General features: G+C 57.4%; 9 protein-coding genes and 1 pseudogene. 4 read left to right on the forward strand and 6 right to left on the reverse strand.

The window, feature by feature from the left end; translation table 11 throughout:
• Positions 1–266: 266 nt before the first annotated feature.
• Genes HDG39_RS00810 through HDG39_RS00835 form a run of 6 tightly spaced genes read right to left on the reverse strand, consistent with a single transcriptional unit; the run spans position 267 to position 8,231 of the window.
• A complete protein-coding gene (locus HDG39_RS00810; RefSeq protein WP_184002475.1) occupies positions 267–2,573 on the reverse strand; it encodes an AAA family ATPase in 2,307 nt (768 codons plus the stop codon).
• The gene (locus HDG39_RS00815; RefSeq protein ID WP_184002477.1) at positions 2,570–3,010 is read right to left on the reverse strand and encodes a VPA1267 family protein; all 441 of its coding nucleotides are present in this window, start codon (positions 3,008–3,010) and stop codon (positions 2,570–2,572) included. The genes HDG39_RS00810 and HDG39_RS00815 overlap by 4 nt, the downstream gene beginning before the upstream one ends.
• Positions 3,010–3,444, reverse strand: a complete 435-nt coding sequence (locus tag HDG39_RS00820) for a hypothetical protein (protein WP_184002479.1) — start codon at positions 3,442–3,444, stop codon at positions 3,010–3,012. The genes HDG39_RS00815 and HDG39_RS00820 overlap by 1 nt, the downstream gene beginning before the upstream one ends.
• Entirely contained in the window at positions 3,441–5,447 is a 2,007-nt protein-coding gene (locus tag HDG39_RS00825; protein ID WP_184002481.1) for an integrase, read from the reverse strand. The genes HDG39_RS00820 and HDG39_RS00825 overlap by 4 nt, the downstream gene beginning before the upstream one ends.
• Positions 5,444–6,991 (reverse strand): site-specific integrase, encoded by a 1,548-nt coding sequence (locus HDG39_RS00830; RefSeq protein WP_184002483.1) that lies wholly within the window; start codon positions 6,989–6,991, stop codon positions 5,444–5,446. The genes HDG39_RS00825 and HDG39_RS00830 overlap by 4 nt, the downstream gene beginning before the upstream one ends.
• Entirely contained in the window at positions 6,966–8,231 is a 1,266-nt protein-coding gene (locus tag HDG39_RS00835; protein WP_260327465.1) for a tyrosine-type recombinase/integrase, read from the reverse strand. The genes HDG39_RS00830 and HDG39_RS00835 overlap by 26 nt, the downstream gene beginning before the upstream one ends.
• Positions 8,232–9,709: 1,478 nt before the next feature.
• Here HDG39_RS00835 and HDG39_RS00840 point away from each other — a divergent pair.
• The 4 genes and pseudogenes from HDG39_RS00840 to HDG39_RS00855 all read left to right on the forward strand — a co-directional run bounded on the left by HDG39_RS00840 (position 9,710) and on the right by HDG39_RS00855 (position 16,799).
• Positions 9,710–10,435 carry a hypothetical protein gene (locus HDG39_RS00840; RefSeq protein ID WP_184002485.1) on the forward strand — a complete coding sequence of 242 codons (726 nt, stop codon included), beginning with the start codon at positions 9,710–9,712 and terminating at the stop codon, positions 10,433–10,435.
• Between the two features lie 454 nt (positions 10,436–10,889).
• Positions 10,890–13,280 carry a tellurite resistance TerB family protein gene (locus HDG39_RS00845; RefSeq protein ID WP_260327467.1) on the forward strand — a complete coding sequence of 797 codons (2,391 nt, stop codon included), beginning with the start codon at positions 10,890–10,892 and terminating at the stop codon, positions 13,278–13,280.
• Positions 13,277–14,575, forward strand: a pseudogene (locus tag HDG39_RS00850) (ATP-binding protein). The gene HDG39_RS00845 and the pseudogene HDG39_RS00850 overlap by 4 nt, the downstream one beginning before the upstream one ends.
• A complete protein-coding gene (locus HDG39_RS00855) occupies positions 14,547–16,799 on the forward strand; it encodes a DEAD/DEAH box helicase (RefSeq protein WP_184002487.1) in 2,253 nt (750 codons plus the stop codon). Before HDG39_RS00850 ends, HDG39_RS00855 begins: the two are co-directional and overlap by 29 nt.
• Positions 16,800–16,866 lie beyond the last annotated feature (67 nt).

The raw sequence follows: 16,866 nt of genomic DNA on the forward strand, positions 1-16,866 counted from the left end.
TGCCGACTAAAAAGTGTTGTTAGTGCGCTGGATGTGAGTGAGTGCGGTCTTGTAGACAGTGAGCGTCTCACGTGATTGTGGGTAATTCAGTAAAACACTCAGAAATGCCGGTCGAAACAGCTCTTCGACCTCGATTTGTGGGTAGCCGGTCGAGGACCACCTTGGGGCAATCTTCGTGCAGAGTGCTTTGGTATTGCATGGTTGGAAGCATTCGCAGGCTCAAGCCGTTGGGGGCCGTCGGCCCGACCGACGAGAACCATCGGCGGTCAAGGTTCCGCTTCGCGGGGCTGACGCCCGCCCTTAACTCGTTTGAGGTCGTCGTACGGCCAGGCCGGCTCGAGGACGCTTTCTCCGCCCAGCTTCAGGTATTGCGCCAAGGCTAGGCCCAGAGCCACCTTGCGATTGTGAGCTCTCGGAGGCGCGTGCACAGCCCGGCGTGCAGCTTCCAAATCACCCACCAGGATAACCTGCGCCTGCGCGCGGGTGATGGCCGTGTACAGCAACGTTCGGTCTAACAGCCTTGAGCCGGTAATCGGAACGATGACCCGGGGCCACTGAGAACCTTGGGCCTTGTGCACGGTGACTGCGTAACCCAACTCGATATCGTCGAGCATGTCCTTTGTCAAAGCGCGGAGAACGCCGTCGTCCCATTCGACCCATGCGAGGGCCGGCTTTAGCTCACCAGGAGATTCGTCAGGCGTGGTTTCCACCCGAACGACTCTTCCGAGCGAGCCGTTCTGCAATCCCTTCTCCCATAAATTGCGCGTGCAAAGCACGACATCACCGAGGTTGAAGCCACAGTGCTCAGGTCGCTCAAACTCGTCGTTCCAGCTAGTGACAGCCGGCAGTCCCTTTGTAAAACGCTCTTGACATAGCAGATTCAGGACTTTGGTTCCCGCCGGCCCATTTCGCAGGGGCGCCAATACCTGCGTGCATGCGGTATCCATTGCGTACAATTCAACAACCAGCTCGGCGACTTTCCGCTCCTCGCTCGGAATGGAGGCTACGGGGGCTGTCTTGTCGGCTGTCACGGCAGGCCACCGTCCAGCTCGAACGGCCGACGCCACCGCAGAAATCTCGCTGCCATACCGCTTTACGGTCTTCAGCTCAGCCAGCGGGACTTCCGGGAGCTGCAATATACAATGTAAAACCAAACCGGGTCCGACAGGAATCAGTTGGTGCGGGTCGCCGACAAGCATCAACCGTACGTGGGAAGGCAGCGCCTCACAGATTCGACTCATGGAAACGATGTCGACCATGCTCGCTTCGTCGATAACGAGCACCGTCGGTCCCGCAGAGTATGCATCGTTCATGGACTTGAGGAAGCTGGCGATGGTCGTCGCCGGACGGCCAGTTGCCTCCTGCATTCGCTTGGCTGCTCGTCCTGCGAGGGCAACTTGCAGCACTTGTACTCCCACGTCATCATAGATGCGGTACAGCGACTTGAGGACCGTCGTCTTCCCGGCGCCGGCACTACCGGTCACGCAAACGAATGCGTGGGCGGCCGCCAACCGGATAGCGTCTTGCTGCTCCGCACTGAGCTTAATGCCACTCTCTGATTGAACGGCCCCGATAATTCCTTCGACGGCGGTAGGCTCAAGCAGCTGTTGACCCTCACTCGTAAGGCGCTCCTGAATCGCTCTAGCTACTTGGAGCTCCATGACCAGAGCGCCGAGGGGATGCAGGCCATGCGCGGTCTGCACAACGTTACCATTGCTCAGCCCTTCGGACATGGCGGCGGCGAGCAGGTGTTTCCAGCGAACGCCAACAGATGGCCCCCCTAAAAGCAGAGCCAACTCACCCTCGAGGTCAGTCATGGGCATGACCGTGTGTCCATTGGCGAACATGCGGTAACACGCCTCCTCGACCGCGCCGCGCAACCGTCGTGGGTCATTGGCTTCGACACTAAATTGCGTCTTTGCCAGTCGGTCGACGTCGGTCCACTTGCCGGTGAAGGAAAGGAGGCGATAAGGGTCCTCCTGGATGCGAGCTTGCGCGTCGTCGCCGAAGTACCGCAAAACGTTGTGCCGGACGCGTTGGTCGAATCCGTACACCTGCAACCATTGAAGTGTTCGAGACTGACCATGCTTGGCCCAAGCATCGGCCAGTCTCTGCGCCGCTTCTTCCGTCAACACGGCGCTAAGCGCCGCCACGTCTCCCGTATCCAAGACAGCGTACAAGCGTTCACCGAACCGTTCCCAAAGGCGGCGGGCCTTTACTGAACCTAGCCCCTCAAACGCCGGGTTGTCGGCGATAAGTCTGACTATGTGCTCGCCCGAAGGCATGGCAAGGTGCGCCACCTCTGCCTCGACCTGCTGCTCGAGCAGCTCGAAGCCCTGAACAACGGAACGTCGCTCGGCAACTGGCCCACGAACACTCCACCACTGGCCCTGCTCAACCCTCGTCGCACCCAGCGCTGCGCGGGTGGCCTTGACGACCACATACGAACAGGCGTCCAAGACCGACCCGGTCGCGTCGATAGGAACTCCAGTGAAGATGGCGCCGCCGAAACCGCGAGGATTCTGCGAGCGCACCCCCGTTACTCGAAGCGTGATGGTCACAACTTCTGTCATCGAGGCAGTCTCCCGGTTTGGGCCAACGCCTCTTGCAGTACCGTGAAGCGAGCCAACAGCCGCTTCAGCTCTGCGTTCTCCGCCTTCAGACTCGCGTTCTCTTGCTCCACGCGCGAAAGGCGCTCCGCGTCCTGAGCCTGGCGCGCGGGTTCAGCTTGCCGTACGCGAGTGGCAATGGCGGCCTCCGCCTCGTCATCCGGCATAACATACGGAAGCACGCCTCGTTCACGCAGCGACGCCTCCAGAGTCTTAAGCGCGTCTCGTATTCGAGGATTCTGTGCAAGGGCTGACTTGGCGAAGCCACATTCCTCAGCAATCTGCGTTCGGGATAGGACACCGCGCACCAACATGCTACGGAAATCCTCATCCGTCTTCGAAGCAACCCAGGTCGCAAACTTGCGAACATTCTCTTCAGCCAGTTCCTGTCCGCTCGCCATCACTTCACCGCTTTGGTTCGGTCCCGTTCTGGCTTCGGCAACGGGGCATTAAGCACAGCCATCGTGACTCCCTTGCGTTCGGCATTGGTCGCCCACGTGACAAACTGTTCAAGGAGAAGCTCGTTCTCGTTCTCTAGGCGCTCGACCTTGGCCTTATAGCGTTCTACTTGCTCCAGCGCGGCCGTGACCCGCTCATCCCGAGGCGTGCTGCGTTCAGTCTTCCGCGTTCCGCGTAGCGTATCCTTCTTGAGTGAGAACGCGTTGGCAATCTCAGGGTACTCCGCGAACGTGAAACGCGAATACCTGAAGCCCGTGGCCTTCTCCACCGCGTCTAGCAACATGTCCCACGTGAGTTTCCCCTTCCAGCTATCAAGGATGTCGATTACGACCTTGATGCGCTGGTCGGTCAGGTCGGGGGCGCGAGTCTTCTTCATCGCAGCGACTTTCGCCCAGTGCCCTTAACCGCCTCGATGGGTTGGACGCCGTCCGCGGTGACGAGTGGAGCGTTGGCCAGGTCGAGCCGGACTCGGGCTCCAGGAACCACCGACGGGTCCTCCAAGATGGACAGCAGGGCATTGACTCGTTCGAGCGTTTTCGTCTGATGCTTTACCCAGTTGTCGGCGCCGTACTCTTCGTCGCTCAGGGCCTCGCGAGCCTGCTCCAGAAGATATTCGGTCTCGGTTTTCAACTGATGCAGGTTGGCCTCCTTGTGCTCTTCGCCCTTCACGCACTCCTGCTCCTCACAGTTGATGCAGTCGCGATACATCTGGCACGGTTCGCTGGCGAAGTTATGGGCGCACCAGCCATACTCAGTTGTGTGGGCAGCGACGATGGCCATCCCCTTAAACTCACTGCGTAACACGAGGTTCCGGCCGCCACCGGGGACCAGATTTGAAGTAAATCCTGCCTTCAGGGCCTCGCTAATGGGCGCCTGCACTTCGTCCGAACTCATGTGGTCATACGCTCTATTCTGCCTAACGTCCTTGCGTCCAGAAAAGATTGCAATCTCTGTGCTGGTGAGCCCCCCCATTTGCGCGAGCATATTCAGGTAGTGCCTCAGACTGTGGCTCTTGAGCCGTATAGGCGAGCCGTCGTCTTCGACGTAACCGAAGCGCTCAAAGATGGACGTCAAGTCATCCCTGACTCCGAGCTGGTTCGTGATGACGCCGTAATCAACGCAACTGAACATGCACAGGTAGGCTGCCTTACTAGAATGCAACTCTTTGGTTCTGGCAACACCTACCGAGTCTTCGCATTTGAGTTCGAGGTCTCCTGGAACGTAGGGGAACGTTACTGGCAACATCGCGACGACCATACGTTCAACGTCATCAAAACGGTAGCCAATCCTCTTCCCACCCAGCCTCACCTTGGAGAGCTTGTGGGTATTCCGAGCCCAATAACCAGCGGACGTGGTCGCAGTCTCATCGCCCCACAAGACCAGCGCCAATTCAGCCAGTGTTAGTACATCCTTACCGCGGAGGTGCGATGCGGCTTGATGCAGATAGATGGTCGTTGGATTAGCCGTGTACCACGCAGCAATCTGCTGAGCGGGCGTGGACACCCGGAGAAGATTCGTGAGGGCTTCCCTCGCGACCGGTACCATTTCAGAAGGAAGCCATTTCGTCGAGTCCGGAAATCCCTTTGACCCCGCCCAGCGCAGCCCCAACTTTCCGCGAAACTCGCCGTCTCCCTCAACGAGACAGTTGCGCCGCAGCCGGAGCACCTCATTTATGCGCTCCGGCGCGCACATCAATAACGCCAAATAGCTGGAGACAAACACATCCTGCGGTTCGGTAGCCTCGTGGAAAATGCTGGCTAGCGCGCGCAGCGCAGTTGCTGAAGGCAGTTTCTCTTGTCGCGCTGCAAGAGCTTCCGCCGAAATTCTAGACCCAAGCCGCTGCGGGCCCTTCATCCCATGAATCCATGGTTGCCCAAGCGAGATAAAGCCCTTCGCACTCGCCAGTTCTGAAATTAGCTCAATCTGCGCGGCGACATTGCGTGCAACCGAAGTGGAGAACCGCTTCTTGGCCAACTCAACGGCGGTATCCAACACATTCGCATCAATCGCTGTTGGCCTACATCCCCGGCTCCACTCCCTCAAGGACGCCTCGATGCATCGAAACGCCGCAATGCGAATGCCAAGTGAGACTGATGGGCGCTTGTCATGCAAATAAATGAGTGCTGCCTTAGCGAAGTCGAGCAACGGCTGTGGCATAAACGGCTCAGGAACGCGGAGGCTTGCGGCCTCCAAGGTATTGAACACTACTCTGAGGACACTGTTATGGCCCTTCCGATGTCCCACTTCCCAGATGTTCAATCCGAATTGCTTGCGAGCACCTAGCACCTCGGACTGCTTGCACAACTCTACGAAAGTCTCAAGGTTGGCTAAAGGCTCCAGTTCCACACGAGGAGTGAAGTGAAGAACGGCCGCGTTCACAAGGTTACCTCCTGCCCGCGTTGCTTCCACACGTAGGCACATTCGGCGATGACTTCCCGAACTGCGAGAATGGAGTCGTCATTGATTGCTGCGACCCGCTCGTCGCTCACCCATTTTTCGCGTTCCACCTGCAGACGCAGGAGTACCTTTTCATGGGGGGCATCAAGCCACGGCTCAAACTTGAAGCAGGTGTAGCAAGCGACCGGCTTGTTGAACGCGCAACCGCCTCCCTTGCCTGCACAGCTGCCAAGCGGTGTCTTTGATACTCGAAAGTCAATAATGCGGCTGCCCAGCGCTCCCTTATGCGTTGAGTGCTTTTCGTCTTCCACCAACTGACCTTTGAAGGCACGGGCCAGAGGAGCCAGTTGTTTACCTATCGCCTTATCTATATTCTCAACAATATTGGGAGATGCCTGGACGTAGACCCCTACCTGTTGAAGGTCGACATGCCCCAGCCGGTCCGCAATGGTTGCCTTGCTCGCACCCTCTTCAGCGAGACGCACGCCGAAGGTATATCGAAACCGCTTAGGAGCCACAGGAATGGGCGCGTACTGAAGGCGCTCTGTGGGTGGGGCAATCGCGTTCAGGACAGAACTGAATGCATCCGAGAGTGCTGCGCTAGTACAGTGACCATGAAACAGGTCATCGTTGGCACGTCGGACCACCCTAGGTCCACGAAGCATAACCACGTCCGCAGGAAACAATGCCGCATCGTCACCGTATCCCATCGCTATGAGGCTATCGATGTAGCTTTTGGCAAGGCGCCCCGTCTGAGCACTTAAGTCGAACTCTTTGAGAGACATGCGCGAGTGGGCCGCTCGCGTCTTGACTTGAGGGAGGCAAAGAACGAAAGACCCATTGCGAATCGCCAAGTCCATCACTTTCAGGCACGCATATTGAGAGATACGGCCTCCGCAGGCAAACAGTAATCGCGTCAGGACGGCGACCCATTGAGATACTTCCCCCGTGCCATACGCGACGTCAACGGCTTTATACAGAGCCGTGTACTCCGCTTCGCTGAAGGGTCCATTGAAAGGGTCTCGGGTAAGGACGGCCCTTCCTTTGACGTTTCCGGGCTTGCGCCGCTCACGAAGATACTTGATGCAATCTGACTCTACACCATACAGACAAAGCGTCCCCCACTTCTGGAGCAGTACGTTGAAAAGACCCAGACGCCATTTCTCGTGCTCTGTGAGGCGCGTTGCGTAATTCGATACCTCGGCAACAGTGATGGACGATAACGAGACTGACTGGTCTCTATTCGTGAGGAAGTGCATAAACGCTTGAAATAAGTTAGAAAGGTGGCCAGCAGAGCTTCCTCTAGCGAAAATCAAAAGAGTTTTCTTAAGTGGTTCTCGAAAGGACACAACAGAGCCAGCAACCCGGCGGAAGTCGATGTAAAGCCTGAACGGCCCATCAACCCACTCCCATACGTCGTCGCTCGGCCGAAATGCGATGCCTCGCCGCGTGTATGCGATTTCCGGTAGGCTTATTTGCATGGGACCGGTTGACGGCGCTTTACTTGTCTTGTTTAAATTGCTCATCGAGTCGCTCCTGCAGCTTCAACGCAACCTGCTGCCCTTTAAGGGCGGTATACCGACGAGCGTAGGTGGCCGCCATCGCGGAGTTATCGCTCCAGCCTTGTTGCAAGTTACGCGCCTTTTCCTCGACAGCGTCGCTAAGCCCGAACGCCTCGGCTTGCTCTGAGAATCGGTCGTTCCAAGTGTGACGCATGACATGGCTCATCGGCCGCACTGACAAATCAGGACATGCCTGGCGCAATTGTGTGAATAGCTTGTCGATGCTCGACTGCGAGAGCGCATCGCCCTCATCAGAAACGAAAATTTGCGGGACCTTACGTGCAGCCTTAATTACACGACGTTCCGTATTGACGAAACTCCATAACCTCTTCATGATGATTGGGCTGAGCTCAATCTCCCGGTCATTTGTCTTCGTGTTAGGTTGGTTGCGGCGAAGGTCTTCTGCAGCGTCCGCACGCCGAATGATGCGCAGCTTAGGCTGACTCGAGTGCAAGTCTCCAATCTGCAACCCCAAGAGTTCTCCGCGCCGCATTCCGGTTGCAAGTAGGAGTACAACGATTAGCCAGTTACGAAGGCGGACGAATCCTCGTTTCCAGGGGTTATTCGGCGAATCAGGATGTACAACGGCGAGAAGTCGGCTCGTCTCATCCTCACTGAGGCCGACGCGGGCATTCAACTTTGCTCTTTTTGACACCGCCGGAATGTTCGCGCGGAATATCGCAAGAGCTTGCTCCTTCTCCACCCTAAGCGTGTTTCGCTCGGATTTGGGAAGCATGCTCCCAACATAGTCCGAGAGAAACCCCAGATAGTCGGCCATGTATCGAAGTCGAGACGCTTGGGTAGCGACATCGACCGCCTTGCGTTCCGTCACACGCTTACCTCTGCGAAAACGCACTACCGACAGATTTATGACTTGGGGCTTGCCCTTGTGCGCCCCATCGTCGTCCAGGTCGTCCATTCGGAATTGCGCGGCAGACGCGAGTCGGTTCAGTTCGGGAATAGTGAGAAATTGCCCCGTGATTAAGCGGCCGGACAGGTCCACCTTGGCTCTATCGAGCTCGCGATACAGCAGAGCCAAGGTCAAACAAACGAAGTGGATGGTGTTTGCGGCTCGGCCCTTTCTTCTGTATTTGCCCAGATACAGGGTGACCTCGTGAACAGGAAGACCACGGCGAACTTGGAGGACCGAATGGCGCTCCCCGTTCTGAAAACGAATCCGCTTGGCGACATAATCGACCATCATCAAGCACCCCGAGTTAACGCAGCGATAGACACAACTTCCTTTCGCGAGAGGAAGCCGACCTTCCTCTTTGGAACGACGGAAGCGCTGGCGGTCTGAAAGACCAGGGTTGAACTCCGAGTTCCTCCAGAGGAACTGGTCCTGCGGTCGGTGGGAAGACCCGGCGAACGAACTGATTGGTGATTAGTTGTGGCGGCAGTGCATGAGCCACCTGGGAGCTCGCCCAGTTGCTCAAACAGTCCGGAATTGAAGAGACGGCAGATAAGATAAGCCGGAAGCGGTTCGCAGGGGCATTTCCACGCGCCTGGCTGAAGGGGATGATGGGTGAACCGACCCCCATTTTTCATGCCCGACCGTAGGGGACGTGAACTGGGTGTATCCCAGCTCGGTTGACTCACAGCCGTCCGTTTTCTTGCTTGCCGCATCGCACCCTCGCCTCGACGTACCCTCTCATAAATAGCGAGGTGGCCATGGTCCGAAAATCCATGGCAGCGTCAAGTGCGAAGTAACTCAGGTTGGCGTTGCGCCAGACTGCAATCTAGCAAATAGATTGCCTCTCTTCAAGTACCCGCATTTCTGGGCGACGAACGCGCCGACCTTGCAGACGCTTATTCTCCTGTACCTAGCTATCCAAATGAACTGTTAACAAGTTGAAGGGCAAGTCGTTGGCAGATTTATTAATTTACGTTTCACTTAAGTTAACTGCAATCGAGCGGATGAATGAAGCTCGCCTCCTATTTGCCTACCACGTTGGCTGTAAGTACCACGAACGACAAGTCTCACCGTGCGGCTTCATTCGAGTTTAGGAGTTGCAAAGTCAACGAAACCAGTGATACCAAGCGCATCAAGCGGCGGCTCGGGCAGAGGGGCTGCCTGATAAACGATTGCGTTTTGTTCGAATAACGCTATACGGTCATGCCACTGACTTGGCGGAGCAGGCCCGCTCGACAAGAGTGCCGCCCTGTCCGACTGGTGGGCCGGAGAGTGATGTAACAGGGATAGCCCGTCCGCGCGGCATTTCATCGCTCGCGCAGGCCATTGTTTTGGTTCGACTTCTCTCTGCGGGGGTACGAAGATGGGCTGGGAATACACTGACTTTCGGCGCGAGGACCTCTACGAGGAAGTGTGGGCGGAGCCGGTTATGAAGGTTGCGAAACGCTATGCGATTTCCGACGTCGGGCTTAGGAAAATATGTCTGGACCTTGAAGTGCCGCTTCCACCAGTCGGCTACTGGGCGAAATTGGCGGCGGGCCGAGCCGTGAAGAGGCCGCCCCTTGGCGCGACGAAAGGACCAACGACTCATCGCCGTTCTAGGTATGTTGCACCGTTAGACGACGAGTTCGATGCCCGATATCGTGAAAGTCTTGAAGAGGACTTACCGCATCGTCCTGCGATACCAAGCCTCCCCCTGCGAACCTCCTTGGAGGATTGTCTGCCTCTAGCCAAGCGAGTCGCGAAGAGGCTCGAGGGCAAGGTCCGCGATGCAAGGGCTCGTGTGTGTTGTCGCGTCACAGACAAACAGCTTCCGTGCGGTGCTGCTACTCAATCTCGTGCTCGAATCACTGTTAGCTGCCGGCTACGCGCTTTCCGGCGGCGCTAAGGGTGACAGCCCCGTATTCGTTGCCATACTCGGCCTCAACCTGTCGTTCAATGTCCGCGAGCGCAGCCGGCGGGAGCCTATACCTCTGACGCGCGAACATCGACAGAAGAACGACGAAGTTGGATTCAACTTCTACACCCAGCAGTACGAATATCATCCAACGGGCGAGTTCGATATCGCGGTGACCGAGCCCGATAGCAACTATGAGCTGGCGAAGATTGGCGACGGTCGGAGCGCGTTCGTTGAAACCAAAATCGTGGCGTTCATCGGCCGACTTCGTGAGCTCTCGATACGCCGGCGCGTGAAAGCCGAAATTGATGCGAGGCGTCAAGTCATCGCCGAAGCCAAGGCAGCGGAGGAGCGGCGCCAGGCCGAATTACGAACGCAGGCGCTAAAGCGTCTCAAGCATGTCGAGGAGTGGGTAACCCAACTTGAGCGGGCAAATCGATTGAGGAGCCTTGCTGACAAGTTCCAGACCGAAAAACTGTCTTCAAACGACGGGGTCGTCGACGCGGGGTGGATTCGCCGCGCGGCAGACTGGCTGGACCCCACGGTAGGGCGCCGCTGGGATGATGTGGATGGGCCGCGCGACGAGTCGGTCGAATAACGCTGCGGCGTCGGCAAGGATGAAGTCGGGAACGTTGGTGCGTAGTTGAGTATTGTGAGTGAGCGCAAACTTTCGGCTGAATCCGCTGTTGGCGGCGGTTTGTGTTTCGGTTGCCACTGTAGCGATGGCATTTGTGGGGATGCACCAAGGAGCGAGTAAGCGTCCGGTCCCAATCCAACGAACTGCCTGCAGAACGCCCCTCGTTTCGCCAATTCAAGCGCCGTCCGCTGCGCGCAGACTTGTGTTCATGGGAGTAACGTCAGTTTGGGCGTTCGGAAGCGATTTCGGGTATCTGCGCGGCGTCGGCTTAGTCACGGAAGGGCGAGGAAAGCGGTAATCTGAACCGCCTCCGTTCCGAGGTCACTTTCGTTCGCCCGTAATATACTTGCCGAAAATGACGGCGATGACCGAATGAGTCAACCCGCATAATCATAAGACGCGAGAGATTGAGACCATGGGCCGGAAGGCGAAAAAATCGGGTTCCGGCGCGGGCACGCTGGTTGTGGCTATTGTCATGGCCATCATATTTGCCCCGAAGGGCGGGTGGACCGTGTTCCTCGTCTTTGTGCTCGGCTGTGTGCTTGTGGCTATCTTCGGCAAGAAGAAGGAACAAGGACCTGCTACTACCACCAACTATCCGACTTCTGCCGCACCACACGGCCCTAGCTCAAGCTCCTCGATGCCGCCCACCAATATCGGCCGTCGCGCCCAGTCCGACGACGAATTCCTGACAGTCACCCTGTCAGCAGATTCACCCTCTTCGTCCTATCGAATTGCGCGGCCCGCGCTTGAAACCACAGCGGGCGTTCGATGGGTCGGCCCCGGCGAAAAGGTGGAGATTAGCGGCGTAGCGATTACAGGGGGCATGTTCTATCTGGGTGTCCCCAAGCGCGTCGAGGCTACCAGCTTGGACGCGTGCGTCCTGAATCCGAAGGCAAATGTCGCTAAGACAGCCAGCGACCTCTCTGCCGGGTCGGAAGACTACTGGCTCAGCTATCAGTCCTTTTCGGCCGAGCAACGTGGCGCATACCTTCAGTGGCTGGCTTCCGACCGCTCTGACACGCGATTGCATCGAAGCTTTGCCTTTTTTTACTTTTATGGTCTCGAGAGGCGCGTCCTTTTCGACGGGATTCAAGGAAAGGTGCAAAAAGCCGAACTTGAAACCATCGCAAGTGAACTGAAGCGTCTGAAATCGGTTTATTCGAACGTTTTGCGGACCGTACACATCGATGGCCTGCTTGAGTTCATTTTCGTCCATCTAACTCACCCTCAGCGTCAGTACGACCAGTTGCCGGGGACAATCAGCAGTGCGTTCGAGGTACCGCTGAGCATACGCGTTGCGTTTGGTCAGGCTGCGGTCGATAAGAAGCCGGTGCCTTCGGATTGGGCACTTGCGTGGGCGCTTGGCGACGGCGGCGTATATAAGCGAACCCCAGTGACACGCTGCGAGGACGAATTTCGCCAACTGTTCCGGCGGAAATACCGGGAGCAATTCCGCGATGGCATGAAGCTGACGGCGAACAAGACAAAGCTGAAGGTGTCCGCGCAAACCGCCTTCCCTGCACTGCAGGGCATCGAGTACCCCGATTACATTACGTCGCTGCCTGATATTGCTGCCGTGACGGGACCGAGGAACAAGCTCCAGCAACTGGTCAACGAGTGCTCCGACTCGCTCGATGCATACAGCAGATTTCTGGGCCGGAATCCGGATGCGAAAGGCTCGCTGGAAAGTGCGCTTACGTTGCCGGTCGAATTGTGGCCGGAGAGTGCTCGTCTGGAGCTTGAGTCACTTGCTTCAACTGTCGTCGTCGGGACAGTCGTGATGACTTTTGGAAGCTTGCTCGAAAAATTCAAGGCGTCTGGGAGCATTACGCGCGACAAGCTGACCGCTCTCGCCCGCGTGTTGGGAGAGGCCGGCGTAGCTATTGAACCGGATGCGCGAATTTCGGGGCGGACGCCGAAGAGCGCCGAGTATGTCGGGTTGTATGCGACGCCTCCAAACACCTCAACCAATTTCGTTGACGACAGTTACTTAACGTTCGCGCTAATGGTGGACATGGCGGCATCGATTGCGATGGCTGACGGCAACGCGTCTGAGCAGGAAGTTGCATTGATTCATCGCCAGATTGAGTCGTGGCCGCAATTGACGCCCCGACAACAGGATAGGCTTAAAGCTCGCGCCGCGGTGCAGATTGCTCAGCCGCCTACCCCCATGAACCTGAAGAAGCGGCTTGAACCGCTTTCTGCAGAGGCGAAGGTTTCAGTCGCGACTCTGCTCGTGCAGACAGCAAATGCAGATGGCTTCGTGTCACCGGCCGAAGTAAAAATGCTGGAAAAACTCTATCAAATGCTTGGTCTCGACCCTCAACGGCTCTACGGAGACCTGCATGGCAACACTGTTGTCGGTTCTTCTAGCGCGCTGCGGCCTTCGACCGGTCCTGAGAAGGCGCCGAGCGGGTCGGCGCAACCGGCTTTTACGCTAGATACCGCGAGAATCGAAGCGCTCCAGAAGGAAACAGCGGAAGTCTCCGCCTTATTGGCTGATGTGTTTGCAGGAGAGGTCCCGGTTGCGGAACCGGTTCAGGAAACCGTCGAGCCGCAGACGGGGTCTGCGAGCCTGCTAGGCCTGGACGCGGCGCACTCGACATTCTTGCGCCTTTTGCTGTCACGTTCTTCATGGACTCGCTCGGAGCTCTCTGACGCGGCATCGGACCTCGAACTGATGCTCGACGGCGCAATTGAACAGGTAAATGAAGCCTCGCTCGACCACTGGGACGAGCCGCTGACTGACGGCGACGACCCAGTCGAAATCAATCAGGAATTTGCACAAAGGTTAGCCTCATGACAACAATTCGCCCGAAGGACCGCGATGCGGTTCTTCAGTCCCTTCGCGCTGGCGTTGTCCCACGAATCGGATAACATCTAATCCAGGTCGGTCGCGCAAAAGAGCTCGACGCTTTGATTCAGGACATTGGACGTGTCGCGGACGGTGGCTCGAGCTTCCGGGTGGTGGTGGGCGAATATGGCGCTGGGAAGACCTTCTTTCTGAATCTCGTCAGAGCCATCGCACTCGAGAAGAAGCTGGTCACGGTCCATGCGGACCTGAACCCTGACAGAAGATTGCATGCCTCCGGTGGTCAGGCACGTTCACTGTACGCCGAACTGGCGAAGAACATGTCGACTCGCACGAAGCCTGACGGCGGTGCGCTCGCGGGTATTGTAGAGAAGTTCATTGGGCAGGCCAAAACCGAGGCTAAGGCCTCGGGGCGAACGAGCGAGGAGGTGATTCGCTTGCAGCTCAATCACTTGACCGAGATGGTCAATGGATACGACTTCGCGGACGTTATCGCAGCATACTGCCGCGGATTCGACGAAGGAAACGAGCAGCTCAAGGGCGACGCGATTCGCTGGTTGCGCGGCGAGTTCTCCACCAAGACCGATGCCCGGGCGGCACTCGGGGTTCGCACCATCATCGATGACGCATCGGTGTACGACCAACTCAAGCTCATGGCTCGGTTTGTCAAACTCGCCGGGTACGGCGGGATGATGGTGTGCCTCGACGAGCTGGTGAACTTGTACAAACTCGCGAACGTCCAGGCGCGGAACTCGAACTACGAACAGATTCTGCGGATTCTCAACGATTCGCTCCAGGGGTCTGCAGAAGGATTGGGGTTCGTTCTTGGGGGTACCCCCGAGTTTCTGCTCGATACGAAGCGAGGGCTCTATAGCTACACCGCCCTTCAGTCGCGGCTTGCCGAAAACACGTTCGCCACGAATGGTTTTGTCGACTACACCGGTCCGGTGATACGGCTGGCCAGCCTTACGCCTGAGGACTTTTATGTCCTCCTGGATAAGATTCGCATCGTCCACGCGTTCGGCGACGCAACCAAGGCGATTTTGCCGCAGGAAGCGATTCCGGCCTTCATGGCGCATTGCGCCATGCGGCTCGGAGACACCTATTTCAGAACACCGCGCACGACGATAACGGCGTTCATTAACCTGTTAGCGGTTCTGGAACAGAATCCGTCGGCTGACTGGCGGCAGTTGATTGGGACGCTCGAAGTCGAGAAGGATACGGGAGGCGTGGCTGACGTTGCGACCGAGGGTGACGATGAACTCGCCAGTTTCCGCCTCGGCTGACTCCCGAAGCTTCGACCTGCTCCACGAAAAGATTCGACATTGGGTCTGGAGGGAGGGGTGGACCGAGCTACGCGACGCGCAGGAGCGCGCCGTTCCCGCGCTCATCAATGCAGACCGTGACGTCATCATCGCCGCAGCGACAGCGGCTGGGAAAACGGAAGCTGCGTTCCTTCCCATTCTGTCGAATTTGCTGCGCGACGAGTCGTGTACCGGGTCGGTGCTCTATATCAGCCCGTTGAAGGCCCTTATCAACGACCAATGGTCGCGATTGAATGACCTTTGCGAAGAACTTGAGATTCCCGTGATTGGTTGGCACGGAGACGTGTCAGCGAGCCGCAAGCAGCGATTCTTTAAGAATCCAAAGGGCGTTCTGCTTATAACGCCCGAGTCTCTCGAAGCGATGTTTGTCAATCGTGGTTCGTCCTTGCAGGCAACATTCGGCGCGCTGCGCTACATCGTTGTCGATGAATTGCATGCGTTCATTGGGTCTGAGCGCGGAAAGCAGCTCCAGTCACTGATGCACCGGGTCGAGCGCACATGCGGACGGCGGGTTCCTCGCGTTGGGCTTTCCGCCACGCTCGGCGACATGCAGCTTGCAGCGCAATTCCTTCGGCCTGGCCACGACACCGCCGTCGAGGTCATCGAATCGAAGAGCGGCGGTCAGGAACTGAAGGTCCTGATAAAAGGCTTTGTCCTCCGACCGCCCAGAATCGAACTGGAACCCGATTTAGAAAATCCGGTGCTGGAGGATGCCGTCCCCGGAAGTACCGTCGACGTCGCGAACCAGCTGTACAAGTCGCTGCGTGGCTCAAACAATCTCATATTCCCCAACAGCCGGCGGCTCGTCGAAACCTATGCCGACCTTTTGCGCCGCGCTTGCGAACGAGACGGATATCCGAACGAATTCTGGCCTCACCATGGAAGCCTGTCGAAGGAGCTCCGCGAGGACACGGAGCAAGCACTCAAGGACGGTACCAGGCCGGCGAGCGCCATCTGCACTACTACGCTGGAACTCGGTATCGACATCGGTGCAGTAAAGAGCATTGCGCAGATTGGCGCACCGCCATCGGTAGCGAGCCTCCGTCAGCGTCTCGGGCGCTCAGGCCGGCGCAAGGGCGAACCGGCAATCTTGCGCGGGTACTGCGTCGAATCGGAGTTGAAGGCGGATTCCGATTTTTCCGACCGGATACGGGAAAGTCTGGTCCAGTCAGTCGCGATGGTAAGTCTGTTGATGCGAGGATGGTTCGAGCCGCCTAGGGTTGGCGGAATGCATGCGTCGACTCTAATCCAGCAAATTCTGTCCAGCATCGCAGAGCGTGGTGGGTGTACGGCCGCAGAGCTTTGGGCCAGCCTGATAGCCAGTGGTACGTTCGAGGCAATAGATAAGTCCTCATTCACGGAGGTCTTGCAGAATCTGGGCAAGCTGGACCTTCTTGTCCAATCGTCAAACGGGCTGCTCCTTCACGGCGGGCTCGGTGAAAAACTGGTCAACCACTACGAGTTCTATTCCGCTTTCGCCAGCGATGAAGAATTTCGGGTGATTGCGGGTGGACGCCAGCTTGGAAGCGTCCCAGTGGCGCACCCGCTGACCAAGGGTCAGGGCTTGATATTTGGCGGACGGCGCTGGCGTGTCGAAGAAGTCGACCAAGAAGGAAAGACCATTTACGTAACACCAGACAAAGGTGGCGCTCCACCGCAATTTGATGGCAACGGCGCGATGGTTCATGACGAGGTGCGGCGCGAAATGCGGCGTCTTCTGGCGGGCGCGGAACCCGTATTGTTTCTGGACGCCGCGGGCCAAGGAATGCTGCGAGAGGCGCGTCGATACTATGCCGAAGCGTCACTGGAACGGACCGTCATTTTCCGAGAGGGCTCGGGTACCTTTATTGCCACGTGGCAAGGTGATTATCTCAACGACGCTCTGGTCCTGCTGCTACGTGCCAACAAACTCGACGCGTTTAACAATGGCGCAGTCATCGGCGTGTCGAACGGCAGCGCAGAGCGCATGACGGAGGCTCTACATCAGATTGGTCAGTTAGACCAGGCAACAGCCATCAAGACCGTAGCCGAGATAGATAATCTTGACCGGGAAAAATGGGACTGGGCGCTACCGATGTCCGTGAAGCACGCCGCGTTCGCATCGACGCATCTCGATATTGACGGCGCCTTGGCATTCGCTCGAAGTACTGCGCGGTCTGCGACGGACGAACCGACGACCAAATAAGCCGAAAGCCGCTGGTTCTGAAAGCGTTGGTTTCGTGAAGTTGCGGCGAACATTACAACAACACTGA

This window comes from Paraburkholderia lebeckiae, from assembly GCF_014201005.1.
GTDB lineage: Bacteria > Pseudomonadota > Gammaproteobacteria > Burkholderiales > Burkholderiaceae > Paraburkholderia > Paraburkholderia tuberum.

Coding starts and splice junctions, on each gene's coding strand:
- HDG39_RS00820 (WP_184002479.1), bottom strand. CDS start 3,444: ATGAAGAAGACTCGCGCCCCCGACCTGACCGACCAGCGCATCAAGGTC.
- HDG39_RS00815 (WP_184002477.1), bottom strand. CDS start 3,010: ATGGCGAGCGGACAGGAACTGGCTGAAGAGAATGTTCGCAAGTTTGCG.
- HDG39_RS00835 (WP_260327465.1), bottom strand. CDS start 8,231: ATGATGGTCGATTATGTCGCCAAGCGGATTCGTTTTCAGAACGGGGAG.
- HDG39_RS00830 (WP_184002483.1), bottom strand. CDS start 6,991: ATGAGCAATTTAAACAAGACAAGTAAAGCGCCGTCAACCGGTCCCATG.
- HDG39_RS00840 (WP_184002485.1), top strand. CDS start 9,710: ATGCAAGGGCTCGTGTGTGTTGTCGCGTCACAGACAAACAGCTTCCGT.
- HDG39_RS00855 (WP_184002487.1), top strand. CDS start 14,547: ATGAACTCGCCAGTTTCCGCCTCGGCTGACTCCCGAAGCTTCGACCTG.
- HDG39_RS00845 (WP_260327467.1), top strand. CDS start 10,890: ATGGGCCGGAAGGCGAAAAAATCGGGTTCCGGCGCGGGCACGCTGGTT.
- HDG39_RS00810 (WP_184002475.1), bottom strand. CDS start 2,573: ATGACAGAAGTTGTGACCATCACGCTTCGAGTAACGGGGGTGCGCTCG.